This window comes from Shewanella chilikensis, from assembly GCF_037953065.1.
GTDB classification, from domain to species: Bacteria; Pseudomonadota; Gammaproteobacteria; order Enterobacterales; family Shewanellaceae; genus Shewanella; species Shewanella chilikensis.
In genome coordinates, this window is the sequence record NZ_CP149966.1 from 2515733 (window position 1) to 2531277 (window position 15545).

Genomic DNA, 15545 nt, shown 5'->3' on the forward strand with positions numbered 1-15545 from the left:
ATAGAGCACCAAAGCAATAAACGGCCCAAAGCCAGGTAACCCTGCTGCCTATGTTTACTCTTATCCAGTCCAACAAGATGGAATTGCTGTCGGCCACCCTGGCAGACCGGCTTCGCGATGGCGTGCCCGGCATGTCGCCGCTTAGCTGCGAGCAAATTCTGGTGCAAAGCCCCGGCATGTCCACCTGGCTCCGCCTTGAGCTGGCACGCCACAATGGCGTGGCGGCGGCGCAGGAGTTTCCGCTGCCGTCCAGCTTTATCTGGCAGCTCTGTTATCTGCTGCTCGATGACGTGCCCAAGGAAAACCCCTTTACCAAGGCGGCGATGACCTGGAAACTGATGGCGCTGTTGCCCTCCCTTCTGGATAGAGACAATTTTGCACCGCTCAGACATTATCTGGGCGACGATGTCGAGCTCAAACTGTTTCAACTCAGCGGCCGTATCGCCGATATTTTCGATCAATATCTGGTATACCGTCCGGAATGGATCCTCGGCTGGGAGCAAAATGAATCCCCGCTGGAGATAGCGCCGCAGCACGCCTGGCAACCCGAGCTTTGGCGCGAGTTGGTGCGTTACAACAATCAGGAATTGCAGCAGAGCCATTACCACAGGGCCAATCTGCACCAAGCGCTGATAGAAACGCTGACAGGCGGCAGCGATCATGCCTTGGAAGACCTGCCGCCCAGATTATTCGTGTTCGGGATCTCCTCGATGGCGCCGCAAACACTGGATGTACTCTATGCGCTCGCCAGTCGCATCGAAGTAGTGATGCTGAGCCTCAGCCCCTGTCGTCACTATTGGGGCGATATCATAGAGCCCAGGGCGCGAGCGCGAATGGCGCTGGCTTTTGAGGGCAAGAAACAGTTGCCCGAGCTCTGGGAAGACAAGCTGGAAGTGGGCAATCCCATTCTGGCCAATAACGGCCGTCTCGGCCGCGAGCTGCTGGATATGGTGCTGGAGCTTCCACCCGAGCGGCTGGAACTGGAAGAGCTGTTTCACCCAGGCAACACAGATACCCTGCTCGGCGGCATTCAAAATGACATTCTGGAGATGGAAACCTTAGGCGAGCCTCTGGGGCCGGATGTCAGCAAATACCTGAATATCGCCCGGCGCAGGCCCTTGGCCGCCACCGACGACTCCATCACCCTGCGAAGCTGCCACAGTCCACTGCGGGAAGTGGAAACCTTGCACGATCATCTGCTGCATCGCCTGCGCAGCGACCCTTCGCTGGCCGCCAAGGACATCATGGTGATGCTGCCCGATGTGGCCGCCTACGCCCCCTATATCGATGCGGTGTTTTCCGCCAAGAGCGGCGATCATTTCATCCCCTATGCCATAGCCGATCGCGGCGCGGCCCAGGAATCCCCCTTAATTGCCGGTTTTCTCAACCTGCTGGCGCTGGACAAGAGCCGCTTTGGCCTGACAGACATCATCAGTATTCTCGAAGTACCTGCTGTGCTGGCCCGCTTTGGCATAGCCCAGGAGGAGCTGGAGCAGCTCAAGGGCTGGCTCAAGGCCGCCGGTATTCGCTGGGGCCGCGACAGTCACAACCGCGAAGAGCTGGGCTTGCCCGGGTTTGACAAACACTCCTGGGCCTTTGGGATCCGCCGCATGCTGCTGGGCTATGCCCTGGGTGATGATGCCGAGCTGTATCAGGGCGATCTGCCGCTGGCCGGTATTGAAGGCCAGTCGGCGCAAGCGCTCGGCAAGCTGTTGAATTTTATTGAAGCGCTCGATGACTTCAGGGAAGAGCTCAAGCAGCAAACCCCTCCGGATGAGCGGGTGGCGCAGCTTAACGCCCTGCTCGATGCCTTTTATCTGGCCCAGGAAGACGATGCCAGGGAAGAGATCAACGACATTCGCCAGGCCATAGACAGATTCGCCGAAGAGCTGCGACTGTCGGGCTTTAGCGGGGTATTGCCGCTGACAGTGGTTTGGCAATGGTTCAACTCTACCTTGAGTGAGTCCAGGGTCGGTCAGCGTTATCTCGCCGGCAGCGTCAACTTCTGTACCCTGATGCCGATGCGCTCCATTCCCTTCCGCCAGGTGTGTTTGCTGGGAATGAACGATGGCGTCTACCCCAGGGTGCAACATCCTGTGGGGTTCGATCTCACCGCCCATGAAAAGCCAAGACGCGGCGACCGCTCAAGACGCCTGGATGACAGATACCTGTTTCTCGAAGCCTTGCTGTCGGCCCGGGATCAGCTCTATATCAGTTACATAGGCCATAGCGAGCGCGATAACAGTGAACGTATTCCCTCCATGCTGGTATCGGAATTGCTGGAATACATTCAGCTGTGTTACCGCCCGGACGAGGCGCAATTTACGCCGTCATCAGTGCCCACAGATGCCGATGAGATTGCCGCCCTTGGCGATCTGGCGGCCGATGCGCTGATGCAGCGCCTCATCATTCAGCAACCGCTGCAGCCCTTCGACGCCCGGCTCTACAGTGACAGCGAGCTGCCCGGCAGTTTTGCAACCCAGTGGTGCCCCCGGGAGATGTTTGCCGCCCAAAGCCCGGCGCCTTTTATTGAACATGAGCTGGGCGAGGAAACCGGCCTCAAGGAGCCGGAGCTGGAACTCTCGGCGCTGATCCGCTTTTTCCGCAACCCGGCGCAGTATTTCTGCCAGCGGGTGCTGCAGCTGGACTTGAGGCTGGATATCGACAGTCAGGACAATGATGAGCCCTTTGAGCTCAACGCCCTGCAACGCTATCAGCTGCAGCTGCTGATGATGCAGGATGCGCTGGAAGACGAGCGCGGAGAGCTGGATGAAACCCTGCTCGACAAGCTCAAGGCCGAAGGTCTGCTGCCGATGGCGCCGTTTGACGATCTGCTGCTGGATCAATACCGGCGCGATATCGCCCCGGCGGTGGAGCGCACCCGTTTTCTTCGCGCCGAATTGCCCAAGCCGGATGCCGTTGAAATAGCGCTCAAGCTTGAGGTCAATGGCCGCGAGCTGCTGCTCTGTGGCCGTATCGAAGACTGCTACCCCAAGGGGCTGGTCAACTTAAGGCCGGGTACCACCAAGCCCAAGGATCTGTTGAGCCTCTATATTCGCCACCTGTGCCTCAATGCCAGCGGCATTCACAGGCACAGCTATCTGCTGGATGCCGGTCACTTCCACGCCATGGCGCCGCTCAAGGCCGAGTCCGCCAAGGCCCTGCTGGGTCAGTTGGCTGCCTTGTTTGAACTGGGGCAGCACAGGCCGCTGCCCTTTATGGCGCAAACCTCCATGGCGTACTTCAGCGCCGAGGTAGAAGATGGATTGCCCATTGACACTGAACATCAGCTGCGGCTTGCTGAGGCCGAGAGCGCCTGGTTGGATGATGCCGGGTTCGGTGACTGCCAGGATCCCCATAACGCCCGCCTGTTCCGCTTTCCGGATGACTTTGGTTTAACCCTTGATGACAGCGCCTATGCTGGCTCGGCGACGGATTTTGGGCGCAAAGCCTGTGAAGATGAGTTGAGTGAAAATGAGTTTACCCTGAGCAACATGAGTGCGGGGTTGCCAGGCGGTTGGCAACTCAGACTCAAGCAGAGCCTGAGTTTCCCGGCGTTGGCCCAGGGGATTTTGGCGCCGCTTATCAGCCTTTACCACAAAGACAAACTGGCCGCCCTGGCCGATTTTACCCAGATGGGGCAGGAATAATATGCAAGCACTGGAGCCATTGAGTTTACCGCTGAGCGGCCGGCGCCTGATTGAGGCCAGTGCCGGAACCGGCAAGACCTACACAATTTCCGGCCTCTATCTGCGCTTATTGCTGGGTGATTTTGAGCGCCCGGGCCTCGGCTGTGAGCAGATCCTGGTGGTCACCTTTACCAACGCCGCCACCGAAGAGCTGCGCGACAGAATACGCAAAAGGATCCGCAGCTGTTATCAGCGCTTTATCGGCTTAAGCGTCAAAGACGATTTTATCGAGCAGCTTTATCTGCGCTGCCCGCCAACGCAGCGCGCAACCGCCCTCAAGCAGCTGGTTCTGGCGCTCAAGAGCCTGGATGAAGCCGCCATTTTTACCATTCACGGCTTTTGCCAGCGGATCCTCTCGGATATGGCCTTTGAGTCGGCGCTGCTGTTCGAGTCGGAATTTACCCTGGATGACAGCGAATATCTGCGCCAGAGTGTGCGCGATTTTTGGCGCCATGTCTGTTATCGGCTGCCAACAGCGCTGGCGACCGCGATAGCCGCCCATTACGCCACTCCGGATGCGCTGGGGCGCGAATTGAGACCGCTGCTCGGCGCCAGTCAAGCGAGCGCCAACCGCGACCCGGGGAAATTCGACCAATATGCCGAGCAGTTGCAGACTCAGCTCGCAAGGCTACGACTGAGCTGGCCAAGAGAAAGGGACGCCACCGAGGCCCTGCTCCACAGCCTGCCGCTCAACGGCACCAGCTATGGCAAGCAGGCCGATGGCTACCCCAAGCTCACGGCCATGCTGGAGCAGATGGACAACTGGGCCAAGTATCATCAGGGGCTGCCGACCCCGAAACTCCTGGACAGCCTGGCTCTCGGGTCACTGAAACTGAGAAAAGGCGGCGAAATCCCTACAGCACAACAAGCGCCGCTACTGGCGCAGATAGAAGCGCTCAGAGACAGCGTAGACTCGCTTATTCCGGCATTTCTCTATCAGGCAAGAGCCCAGATAGCCGAGCGTTTTGCCGAGCTCAAGGCCGAGCGCAACTTGCTGAGCCCGGACGATCTACTGCTGACCCTAGCCAAGGCCATAGGCGGCCTGACCCAGACGGCGCCGGATAGCGGCCTTGCCATAGGTGAGCAGCTCAAGCAGGAGATAGGCAAACGCTTCCCGGTGGCGCTTATCGACGAATTTCAGGATACGGATCCGCTGCAGTTTGCAATTTTCTCCGGCATCTACCCGGCGCAGTTGCCACAGCAGGATGCGGATGCCGGCGCCCAGCCTGAACCCAAGCCTGAGCCAAGTCGCACGCTGTTGATGATAGGCGATCCCAAGCAGGCGATTTACGCCTTTCGCGGCGCCGATATTTATACCTATATTGAGGCCAGGCGTAATACCGCCGATCACTATAATCTGGACACCAACTACCGCTCGGCCTGCAACATGATTGCAGCAGTCAACCGCCTGTTTGCCAACCACAGCGACCCTTTTATCAGCGACGCCATCCCGTTCGAGCCGGTCAAGGCCAATGACGCTGGCAGTAAACAGCTGCTCGCGCCCGGCAGAGAGTCGGCGGCGCTGCAGCTCAGGCTGCTCAAGGAAGATCCGGACAAGGGCCTCAACAAGACCCAGGCCCGTAAACTGCTGGCCGAAGATGCTGCTGCCGAAATCGTGCGCCTGCTCAATGCCGCCAACCGCGGCGAGTGCCGCCTCACCGGCAGTGAGCAGCCGCTGCGCGCCCGGGATATCGCCATTTTGGTGCGCGACAGAAATGAAGCCGCCGTCATGCAACAAGCGCTCAATAATCGCCAGATCGGCGCCGTGTTCCTCAGCCGCGACTCGGTAATGGTCACTGAGGAAGCGCGGGAAATCGCCCTTATCCTCAAGGCTCTCGCCAGCCCCAGGGATGAACGGGCGATTCGCTCGGCACTGGCCTGCCGCTTGCTGGGTTTCAGCGCCAATAAGATCCATGAATTCAACCAATCTGAGACACTGCGCGCCGAGGTGCTCGATACCTTCATGTCGCTGCATGAGCTCTGGAGCCGCCGCGGCATCATGCCGGCGCTGCTCAATCTCGCTGATCACTGGCAACTGCTGGAACGGCTCGGCCGAGAGGCCAACGCCGAGCGGCGTCTTACCGATTTTCGCCATCTGGCGGAACTGCTGCAGCAAAAATCCACCGAACTCGAAGGAATGAGCGCCCTGGTCAACTGGTTTGAGCAGGAACTGCTCTCCGGCCAAAGCCGTGAAGAGCAGCAATTGAGGCTCGCCAGCGAACAAAACCTGGTGCAGATAGTCACCATCCACAAGAGTAAGGGGCTGGAATATCCTGTGTGCTTCATCCCCTTTGTCAGCCTGGCCCGCGACGGCAGTCGCCGCCCCTCGCCCATGCTGTACCACAAAGACAATCAATTAGTCTGGGATCTGGACGCCAGTGACGAAGGCTGGGAAGCCTGTAAACGCGAGACGCTGGCCGAAGATCTGCGCCTCTTGTATGTGGCGCTGACCCGGCCCGTATATCGCTGTTATCTGGGGCTGGCCAATCACTGCCGCATGAACAAGACGGGCATCAACAGCTTTTTGAAAGATACCGCCATAGGCTATCTGCTCGGCATTGAAGACAAGGACTGTGACGGCGATAGGTTGCAAAGCAACGCCGCCTCCCTTGTTTGCGAGGCCATCTCCTTGACCGGGATAGGCGATGCAGATCCAAGTCACCTTCAAGGCACTGAAAACCACTCTCCAAGCCCACTTTGTGCCCAGGTGCCGGCGGCGCGTCAAGGCGCGCCCTGGCGGGTCGGCAGCTATTCCGGCCTGGTCAAACATCTGCCCCACGAGCGGGTGTTGCCGGGCGCCGGTGATGAGGAGTTTGAAATCGAGCCCGCCTCTGTCTATGAGCCGCAGGATGTCTTGCAGGCCAACCGCTTCAGCTTCGAGCGCGGCGCCAATGCCGGTTCTTTTATGCACCTGGTGCTGGAGAAAATCGACTTTACCCAGGCCGAGGAGGAACTCTTGCTGCATCTGCCCCAGGCGATGCAGCAGTACGGCATCGACAGCGATTGGCAAGATGTGCTTTATGACTGGTATCGGGATCTGCTTAACGCCGAAATCGCTCTGCCCCAGGGGCAGAGTCTGCGCCTTGGCGACCTCAGCAAGCGCCAAAAGCTGGTGGAGATGGAGTTTTATCTGCCCCTTGGCGGCGATACCCAGCTTATCGATACCGAGCTCAGTCGCTTGCTGGCCAAGCACGGTTATGGCGGTGAACTGCGCTTCGATGCCTTCAAGGGCATGCTCAAGGGGTTTATCGATCTTACCTTTGAATATCAGGGCCGTTTCTATATTGCCGATTATAAATCCAACCATTTGGGGGACGATTTCAGCGATTACCGCCAGGACAAGATGGCCGCCGCCATCAGCGAGCACAGATACGATCTCCAGTACCTGCTCTACAGCCTGGCGCTGCACAGATATCTGAGCCTCAAACTGCAGGACTATTGTTATCAAAGCCATTTCGGCGGCTGCTGTTATCTGTTTTTACGGGGCATGTCCGCGGCCCATCCCGGCGCCGGGGTGTTTGTGGACAGGCCGGATGAAGCCGTGATCCTGGCCCTGGATGCCTTACTCAAGGGCGAGTCGCCCTCGAGCGCCCCTCAGTTGGAGTTGAGTCTATGACAGATAGCCCATCAATACTGCAAAGCAGCCAAGCTGTTACTGCGCTGCTCAAGCAATGGGAAGAGCAGCGGCTGCTGACGGCACTCGACCGCCACTTTGCGCTGCAGATGGCCGCCATTCACCAAGAGCCATCGCCGCTATTTCTGTTGCTGTGCGCCCTGCTGAGCCGCCAGTTATCATCGCAGCACGCCTGCCTGCCACTGGGGAGCATAGCTTTTGATAATCCGCTGGCAGAGCCCCACCCCAGTGTGCGCCTCAATACCGACCCGGCAAGCCTTGAGCTGGCGGTGGCCAATTTTGCCGCCGTCGGCGCCCCGGGTGAAGACAAACCCTTGATCCTCGACGCTGGCCGCCTCTACCTCAAACGCTATTATGATTTTGAGTGCCGGGTCGCTCGGCGCCTCACCGCCATGGCCGCCACTGAATACCCCGCCACCGACGAAGTGCGACGCGCGCTCGATTGCCTGTTTTTGCCGCCCGCCAGCCATACTGGCCAAGCGACTATTGATGCATCTCAAGCCGATAGTGAAGCTCAAACTGATGGTGAAACTCTAACTAATAGAGAAAATTCCGGCAAACGCGATTGGCAAAAAGTCGCCACCGCCACCGCCTATTGTCGCCAGTTGGCGGTGATCACCGGCGGCCCGGGCACAGGCAAGACCACCACAGTCACCAAGCTGCTGATGCTCCTGTGTCTCGGCAGTGAGATGAACATACGTCTGGTGGCCCCCACGGGTAAGGCGGCTGCGCGCCTGACCGAATCGATAAAGGCCTCCAAACAGCGCCTGGCCAAAGAACTTCTTCCCTTTGCCGCCGAGCTTGACCTTGGCGCCATAGACAAGATCCCCGAAGAAGCCGCCACTGTGCATCGTCTGCTGGGGGTGATCCCCGGCTCGCACAAATTCCGTCATCACCAGGACAACCCGCTGCATCTGGATCTGCTGATTGTCGATGAAGCCTCCATGGTGGACTTGCCTATGATGGACCGGCTGCTCGATGCCCTGCCCGCCAATGCCAGGTTGATACTGCTCGGGGATCAGGATCAGCTGGCCTCTGTGGAAGCCGGCGCCGTGCTCGCCGATATCTGCGCCGGTCTGCGCCACCAGCAGGACTGGCGCATGCGTTACAGCGCCGAGTTTGCCGCAACACTGACAAGGCTCACCGGCTTTGACCTCAGCGATTGCGTCAATCTCGCCCCCGGCATAGGCAATAATCTTTGTATGCTGCGTCACAGCCACAGATTCCGCGGCGATGCCGGCATAGGCGTGCTGGCCAAGGCGGTCAACCTCAGTGATGGCACCGCGATAACTGATGCCTGGAATGGCGGCTATCAGGAGCTTGAGTGGCTGGAAATCGGTAAACAGCAGCAGGGGCTGGCTCAGCTTCTCAGCCAAGCCTGTGAGCACTACCGCGACTATCTGGAAGTGGTGCACAGGCCGGACATCAGCGCCGAGGAGATCATCGCCCGTTACAACCGCTTTCGACTGCTGTGCGCCACCCGTGGCGGCGATTTCGGTGTCGAGGGGATCAATCGGCAACTGACACAAGTGTTGAAACAGGCCGGACTGATCGCTCCGCAGCAGGAGTTTTATCCGGGCCGGCCGCTGATCATCCAAAGCAACGATTACAACCTGGGGCTGTTTAACGGCGATATCGGCGTTATTCTGCCCGATCGTGACAGCAACAGGCTGCTGGCACACTTTATTCAGGCCGACGGCAGTGTGCTCAAGGTGTTGCCGGCGCGTCTTCCCGGCCACGAGACCTGTTTTGCCATGACAGTGCACAAGTCCCAGGGCAGTGAATTTGATTCTGTGGCCTTGGTGTTGCCGCCGAGCCCGAGCCCGGCGCAGCTGCAACTGCTCACCAAGGAGCTGATCTACACCGCCATTACCCGCGCCAAACAGCATTTTTGCTGCCTGGGCAACAGCTCAGTGTTTGACGGCGCCTGTCGTCGCCTCACTCGCCGGGCCTCGGGGCTGGCCGATAGGCTGTGGCAGTGATTGTGGCAGAGATTATAGCTGTAGCCGGGACGATAACGAAAACAGCAACCGGGCCAGATGCCATACGGCCCCGTTTCGCTCTGGCGGCAAAATAACCAGATGAGAGCCTGCGTCAGCTGCCGTTATACTCAAGGCCTGTCTAAGCAGGCATAATATCGGCCAAGGTTATTTATCAGGCCGCTCAGTCAGGAGAATTCATGAGCAAAACCCATATCTTGTTACTCTGTGGCGGCGGGGCCGCCGAGCACAGTATCTCTTTGATGTCGGCTGACTATATCGAAAGTTGCCTGGCAAATATTCCCGACATGGAAGTGCTCAGGTTGGAGCTGGACGCCGCCGGCCACTACCACACCAAGCAGGGCCAGGTTTGCGAGCTGACCAATCGCCGTGAAGTGCGCTTCGATGAGGCCGAGCCCAGCTGGCCGGTGGACTATGTGATCCCCTGCATTCACGGCTATCCGGGTGAGACCGGCGATATTCAGTCCTATTTCAATCTGATCAACCTGCCCTATTTCGGCTGCGGCTCCGAACCCAGCAGCAACTGCTTCAACAAGGTCACGGCCAAGATGTGGTTCAGTGCGCTCGGCATCCCCAATACCCCTTATCTGTTTCTCAGTGAAGCCGGTGAAGCGGCCAACAGCCGCTGCCGTGAGGCCTTGAATGAATGGGGCTCACTGTTTATCAAGGCGGCATCCCAAGGGTCATCCGTCGGCTGCTACCGGGTGGACAACGGCGATGATATCCCCTCGGTGCTGGAGCAGGCCTTCAGTTACTCCCCCTACGTGGTAGTGGAAAAGACCATCAAAGCCAGGGAGCTGGAAGTGGCCGTATATGAATACCAGGGTGAAGTGATTGCCACAGTGCCGGGTGAAATCATCTGCGCCAACAACACCTTTTACAGCTTCGATGAGAAGTATGATGCCAAGAGCAAGGCGGTAACCAAGGTCGAGGCCGAACTTAGCCAAGCGCAAATCGATACCATACGCGATTATGCCATTCGCGCCTTTAAGGGCATGAAGCTGTCCCACCTGTCGCGTATCGACTTCTTCCTTACCGATGAAGGCGAGATACTGCTCAACGAGATCAATACCTTCCCGGGCATGACGCCCATCTCCATGTTCCCCAAGATGCTCAGCAACAATGGCCATGATGTCAGCGAGTGGTTGGTGAGTAACATAAGACGCCAGCTGAGCGAACCGCTCAAGTAAAGCCCCCGTCCTGAGCCAAGCACCAACCGGACTGAAACAAACGCAAAACCACACCCGCCACTCGCGCGGGTGTTCTTTATCCTGCTAAGCTGACAATAGTTGTGACGGCATGCAGGAGAGCTTATGTTCAGTGCGATAGATATAGATCATCTGGTGTTGATCTGCAGCAGTCTGGAAACCAGCCAAGCATTCTATACCCAAGTACTGGGGGCTCATCCCGAGCGGCGGCTCGACTCCCCTCGCCTGTTGCAACTGAGATTCGGCAGCGCCCTTATCGATCTGGTGCCAAGAAGCGATCAACCTTTAGGCCTCAATATGGCGCACTTCTGCCTCAATATTGCCGCCAAGGATGAAGCCTCAGTGCTACAACACCTTGAGCAACACGGCGTGCACCATGAAGGATTTTCGGAAAAATATGGCGCCCGGGGTTACAGCCGCTCTATCTATATTTACGATCCTGACGGCAATCAAGTAGAGCTTAAACTCCTGAGTCGGCAACAGCAGAGCGGCCAATAAGGCGTTGCTTAATCATGGTTTTTGACTGGCGATTTAACAGATAAAAAAGCGCGCCGGGAAAGTTCGGCGCGCTTTTTCCATGAAGCAATAGGCTCTGCCCAGAGCTTTGGGCTCAGAAGCCTTCCACTCCCTGCATATCCGGCAGGTGGTGGGCTATCCCCTTGTGGCAGTCGATACAGGTCTTCTCACCGCTTGCCAGCGAGGTGGAGTGCATATTGGCCGCCCGCTGTGACTGACGGGTGAAGTCCATATACTGGAAGTTATGGCAGTTTCGACACTCCAGCGAGTCGTTGGCCTTGAGTCTGGCCCACTCATGCTCGGCCAGTTCACGCCGCTTGGACTCGAACTTCTCCCGGGTATTGATGGTGCCGAACACCTTGCCCCAAACCTCTTTGGAAGCCTGCATCTTACGGGCTATCTTGTCGGTCCAATTATGGGGAACGTGGCAGTCCGGACAGGTCGCCCGCACCCCGCTGCGGTTAGTGAAATGTATGGTGGTCTTCAACTCCTGATAGACGTTGTTCTCCATTTCGTGGCAACCGATACAAAAGGCCTCCTGGTTGGTGGCTTCCAGGGCAGTGTTGAAACCACCCCAGAAGATGATCCCGGCGACAAAGCCTCCCAGGGTCAAAAAACCCAGACTGAAGTGAACACTGGGCCGGTTCAGCACCCGCCATATCTGTTTCAGTTTCTCAAACATAGCGACTCCTAATGGCTGGATGGGTTCTCAGCCCCGGACTTGAGCAAGTGATCCATATCGACAAAGTCATTCTCCACCATCAATCTGGCGTCCAGTTGCGGCACATGGCACTGGGTACAGAAATAACGTCTGGGTGACAGCTCGGCCAGGAAGTTATTGTCTCTGTCCATATAGTGAGTCACGCTCACCATAGGCGCCTGCGATTCACCGGTGCGACTGCGGGCATGACAGGACATGCACTTGTTGACCTTAAGATCCAGCTGGTAGCCGTCTATCTTGTGCGGTATAACCGGCGGCTGCATCGGGTAGTTACGGGTCTGTTTGATATCCGTATTTCTCACCTTCTGCATCACAGGTGGCGTCGGCTGGCTATTGAGCGGCGCCTGGCGCAAAGTCGCCACCTTATCCTCGGGAATGCCGGCAGCATTGACAGACAGCGCGGTCATCAGTGCAGCAAAGGCCAACAGGGTATGATTCGATTTCATCTTCTTATCCTCCTCAGGCCTTCATCACTTTCACGGCACACTTCTTGAAATCTGTCTGCTTGGACAGCGGATCCGTGGCATCCAGAGTCACCTTATTGATCAACTGACTGGCGTCGAACCAGGGGACAAACACCAAACCCACCGGCGGCTTGTTGCGGCCGCGGGTTTCCACTCGGGTCAGTATCTCGCCGCGGCGGGACACTACCTTGACCTCATCCCCTCGGCGCAGGCCGCGTTTTTTGGCATCATCCGGATGCATAAAGCACACGGCATCCGGGAAGGCGCGATACAGCTCGGGTACCCTCTGGGTCATGGAGCCTGAGTGCCAATGTTCCAGCACCCGCCCGGTAGAGAGCCAGAGATCATATTCGGCATCCGGGGATTCTGCCGCCGGCTCGTATGGCAGCGCGAAGATAACCGCCTTGCCGTCTTTTTTGCCGTAAAACTCAAAACCCTTGCCGGGTTTAACGTAGGGATCCGCACCCTCACGGTAGCGCCAGAGGGTTTCTTTGCCGTCAACCACAGGCCAGCGTAAACCATGGGCCTGGTGGTACATTTCAAAGGGAGCCAAGTCGTGACCATGACCACGGCCAAAGGTGGCGTATTCTTCAAAAAGCCCCTTTTGTATATAGAAACCAAAGTGCTTGGCCTCGTCGTTCAGATACTTGTTGTCGCTTTCACTGAGAGGAAACTTATTGACATTGCCGTTCTGGTACAGCACTTCATACAAGGTCTTGCCCTTGTATTCGGGATTGGCCGCCAACACAGCCTCGGACCAGACTTCGTCTGTGGTAAAGCGCTTGGAGAACTCCAGCAACTGCCAGAGATCCGAGCGCGACTGTCCGGGCGCTGACACCAACTGATGCCAGAACTGGGTACGGCGCTCGGCGTTACCATAGGCGCCCTCCTTCTCCACCCACATGGCGGTAGGTAGAATGAGATCCGCGGCCTGGGTGGTAACCGTTGGGTAAGCATCGGACACCACAATAAAGTTTTCCGGATTACGGTATCCTGGCAAGCCCTCTTCGTTGATATTGGGGCCGGCCTGCATATTGTTATTCACCTGCACCCAGTAGCAGTTGAGATCGCCATCTTTCAGGCGCCGGTTCTGCTCTACCGCGTGGTAGCCGGGCTTGGGCGGAATGATCCCGGAAGGGATTTTCCAGATGGTCTCGGCAATCTTGCGGTGCTCTGGATTATTCACCACCAGATCCGCCGGTAAGCGATGGGAGAAGGTGCCCACTTCCCGCGCAGTACCGCAGGCTGAAGGTTGACCTGTGAGTGAAAACGGACTGTTGCCCGGGGTGGCTATTTTGCCGGTCAGCAAATGGATATTGTAGATAAGGTTGTTACACCAAACCCCTCGGGTATGCTGGTTAAAGCCCATGGTCCAGAATGAGGTCACCTTCACCTCGGGATCGGCGTAGAGTTTCGCCAGCTCCAGCAATTTATGCTCGGGTACGCCCGAGAGCTTGCTGACCTTCTCCAAGCTGTAATCGGCGACAAAGGCCTTGAACTGATCAAAGTCCATCGGGGTAGATTCACCGGCGGTGGCCACGTTCTTGGCTTTTTGTTGCAACGGATGTGAGGGCCGCAGGCCATAGCCAATATCGGTTGTGCCTCTGCGGAAGTTCACATGCTTGTTGACGAAGTCCCAATTAACCTTGTCATTACTGATGATGTAGTTGGCGATATAGTTGAGTATGGCCAGGTCGGTTTGCGGCGTGAAGACAATCGGCAAGTCGGCCAAATCAAAGCTTCTGTGCTCGAAGGTGGACATCACAGAGACTTTTACATGGGGCGCGCTAAGGCGTCTGTCTGTGACCCGGCTCCAGAGGATTGGGTGCATCTCGGCCATGTTGGAGCCCCAAAGCACAAAGGCGTCGGCAGCTTCAATATCGTTGTAGCAGCCCATGGGCTCGTCCATGCCAAAGGTACGCATAAAACCGCCCACGGCCGAGGCCATACAGTGACGGGCGTTGGGATCGATATTGTTGGAGCCGAAACCCGCCTTCATCAGCTTGGAAGCGGCATAACCTTCCCAAACCGTCCACTGACCTGAACCAAACATGCCCACCGCCGTCGGCCCTTTGGTCTTGATGGTGTGCTTCCACTTCTCGGCCATAATGTCAAAGGCCTGATCCCAACTGATGGGGGTAAATTCACCGTGCTTGTCGTATTTGCCGTCTGTCATCCGCAGCATGGGAGTCTGCAGCCTGTCATGGCCATACATGATCTTCGACAGGAAGTAGCCTTTAATGCAGTTGAGGCCGCGGTTGACCTCACTGTTGGCATCACCGTGAGTCGCCACGACCCGGCCTTCGCGGGTGGCCACCATCACAGAGCAGCCAGTACCGCAAAAGCGGCACGGCGCCTTGTTCCAATCAAGCTTGGTGTGTTCTGAACTGGTGATCAGGTTGCTGGCTGTGGCAGGTAAAGCCAATCCTGCGACCCCGGCTGCCGCCATGGCGGCATTGGCCTTCATGAATTCGCGTCTGTTCATTTTCATTGCTCTTCCTCTTCGAGCTGTTCACACTGGTGATACACCATAGCGGTGGAGATCACGCCCTTGAGGGCATTGATTCTGTCCATGGTGGCGAGGATCGCCTGTTCGGTCGGGCCTTCCAGCACCACAACCAGCTTACTTTCATCGTTAACCGACAACTCGGCATTGCCGAACGACAGAATTTGTTGACGAACGCCGGCCATCTTGGGTGGCATCACCTGAAGGATCAGGCTGCTGACATGCAATTCCCTACTCATCTGGTTCCCCTGTTTTAAGGACTCTCGTTATATTTGCGTTAACCGGCTCCCGGTGGACCGGTTAAAATTTGGCTAAACCAGATGGCAAAGCCCAAACCGCTGACCAGCAAAACCGACAACAGCGGCGCCAAAAAAACCGTCAGGAAGATAAATATCTTCAGTTCCAGACGTTTTTCATCAGTACTCGGTGTCTCGCTCATGGCTCCTCCTAGGCGCTATGAAGATGGCTTGCTGCTGTGCTATTCCAGGGCAACGGCCGCCAAGCCCGGCAGATTAAAGCCGCCTTTTAAATGCAACTTGTTTTCGGTTTTGATCATAAAGCCAAAGTGTTAACAAACTGTATACCCCCAAGTTGGTAAACACCTGATACTGTTGATCTGGATCATATAAATAGCCGGTAAAAGACGGATATCACTTATTTCAACCGCCTCAATCGATTGTAATTTCGACATTTTCCGCTTTTAGCTATTCAGGCTCACATGAAATACAGCAAAGAAGTGGCTATTTCGCCAATAACTAACGGTTAAAAAACCAACGAAATAAGCAAAATATCCCTTAGGGAGTAGTG

At 56.9% G+C, this 15545-nt stretch carries 10 protein-coding genes; 5 read left to right on the forward strand and 5 right to left on the reverse strand.

Going from position 1 to position 15545, the window contains the following annotated elements; genetic code table 11:
* The first annotated feature begins 50 nt into the window (after positions 1-50).
* The 5 genes from recC to WKR14_RS11535 all read left to right on the forward strand — a co-directional run bounded on the left by recC (position 51) and on the right by WKR14_RS11535 (position 11029).
* Complete coding sequence (gene recC / locus WKR14_RS11515; protein WP_339086197.1) at positions 51-3650, forward strand: exodeoxyribonuclease V subunit gamma; 3600 nt, start codon at positions 51-53, stop codon at positions 3648-3650.
* A 1-nt stretch (position 3651) separates the two neighbouring features.
* Complete coding sequence (gene recB / locus WKR14_RS11520; RefSeq protein WP_339086199.1) at positions 3652-7305, forward strand: exodeoxyribonuclease V subunit beta; 3654 nt, start codon at positions 3652-3654, stop codon at positions 7303-7305.
* On the forward strand, positions 7302-9305 hold the full coding sequence (recD, locus tag WKR14_RS11525; protein WP_335921634.1) for an exodeoxyribonuclease V subunit alpha: 2004 nt from the start codon (positions 7302-7304) through the stop codon (positions 9303-9305). The genes recB and recD overlap by 4 nt, the downstream gene beginning before the upstream one ends.
* A gap of 197 nt (positions 9306-9502) precedes the next feature.
* The gene (locus tag WKR14_RS11530) at positions 9503-10513 is read left to right on the forward strand and encodes a D-alanine--D-alanine ligase (RefSeq protein ID WP_101096381.1); all 1011 of its coding nucleotides are present in this window, start codon (positions 9503-9505) and stop codon (positions 10511-10513) included.
* A 123-nt stretch (positions 10514-10636) separates the two neighbouring features.
* Positions 10637-11029 (forward strand): VOC family protein, encoded by a 393-nt coding sequence (locus tag WKR14_RS11535; RefSeq protein WP_101055125.1) that lies wholly within the window; start codon positions 10637-10639, stop codon positions 11027-11029.
* Between the two features lie 112 nt (positions 11030-11141).
* Here the strand turns inward: WKR14_RS11535 and WKR14_RS11540 are convergent, their stop codons facing one another.
* Genes WKR14_RS11540 through WKR14_RS11560 form a run of 5 tightly spaced genes read right to left on the reverse strand, consistent with a single transcriptional unit; the run spans position 11142 to position 15177 of the window.
* A complete protein-coding gene (locus tag WKR14_RS11540) occupies positions 11142-11729 on the reverse strand; it encodes a cytochrome c3 family protein (protein WP_025009645.1) in 588 nt (195 codons plus the stop codon).
* A gap of 8 nt (positions 11730-11737) precedes the next feature.
* The gene (locus tag WKR14_RS11545) at positions 11738-12214 is read right to left on the reverse strand and encodes a nitrate reductase cytochrome c-type subunit (RefSeq protein WP_025888064.1); all 477 of its coding nucleotides are present in this window, start codon (positions 12212-12214) and stop codon (positions 11738-11740) included.
* Positions 12215-12227: 13 nt separating this feature from the next.
* Positions 12228-14717, reverse strand: coding sequence for a nitrate reductase catalytic subunit NapA (napA, locus tag WKR14_RS11550; protein WP_339087747.1), 2490 nt, complete (start codon positions 14715-14717; stop codon positions 12228-12230).
* Between the two features lie 2 nt (positions 14718-14719).
* On the reverse strand, positions 14720-14977 hold the full coding sequence (locus WKR14_RS11555; RefSeq protein WP_101055127.1) for a chaperone NapD: 258 nt from the start codon (positions 14975-14977) through the stop codon (positions 14720-14722).
* A 38-nt stretch (positions 14978-15015) separates the two neighbouring features.
* Positions 15016-15177, reverse strand: coding sequence for a nitrate reductase (locus tag WKR14_RS11560; RefSeq protein WP_025009643.1), 162 nt, complete (start codon positions 15175-15177; stop codon positions 15016-15018).
* Between the last annotated feature and the right edge of the window lie 368 nt (positions 15178-15545).

Coding starts and splice junctions, on each gene's coding strand:
- recC (WP_339086197.1), top strand. CDS start 51: ATGTTTACTCTTATCCAGTCCAACAAGATGGAATTGCTGTCGGCCACC.
- recB (WP_339086199.1), top strand. CDS start 3,652: ATGCAAGCACTGGAGCCATTGAGTTTACCGCTGAGCGGCCGGCGCCTG.
- recD (WP_335921634.1), top strand. CDS start 7,302: ATGACAGATAGCCCATCAATACTGCAAAGCAGCCAAGCTGTTACTGCG.
- WKR14_RS11530 (WP_101096381.1), top strand. CDS start 9,503: ATGAGCAAAACCCATATCTTGTTACTCTGTGGCGGCGGGGCCGCCGAG.
- WKR14_RS11535 (WP_101055125.1), top strand. CDS start 10,637: ATGTTCAGTGCGATAGATATAGATCATCTGGTGTTGATCTGCAGCAGT.
- WKR14_RS11540 (WP_025009645.1), bottom strand. CDS start 11,729: ATGTTTGAGAAACTGAAACAGATATGGCGGGTGCTGAACCGGCCCAGT.
- WKR14_RS11545 (WP_025888064.1), bottom strand. CDS start 12,214: ATGAAATCGAATCATACCCTGTTGGCCTTTGCTGCACTGATGACCGCG.
- napA (WP_339087747.1), bottom strand. CDS start 14,717: ATGAACAGACGCGAATTCATGAAGGCCAATGCCGCCATGGCGGCAGCC.
- WKR14_RS11555 (WP_101055127.1), bottom strand. CDS start 14,977: ATGAGTAGGGAATTGCATGTCAGCAGCCTGATCCTTCAGGTGATGCCA.
- WKR14_RS11560 (WP_025009643.1), bottom strand. CDS start 15,177: ATGAGCGAGACACCGAGTACTGATGAAAAACGTCTGGAACTGAAGATA.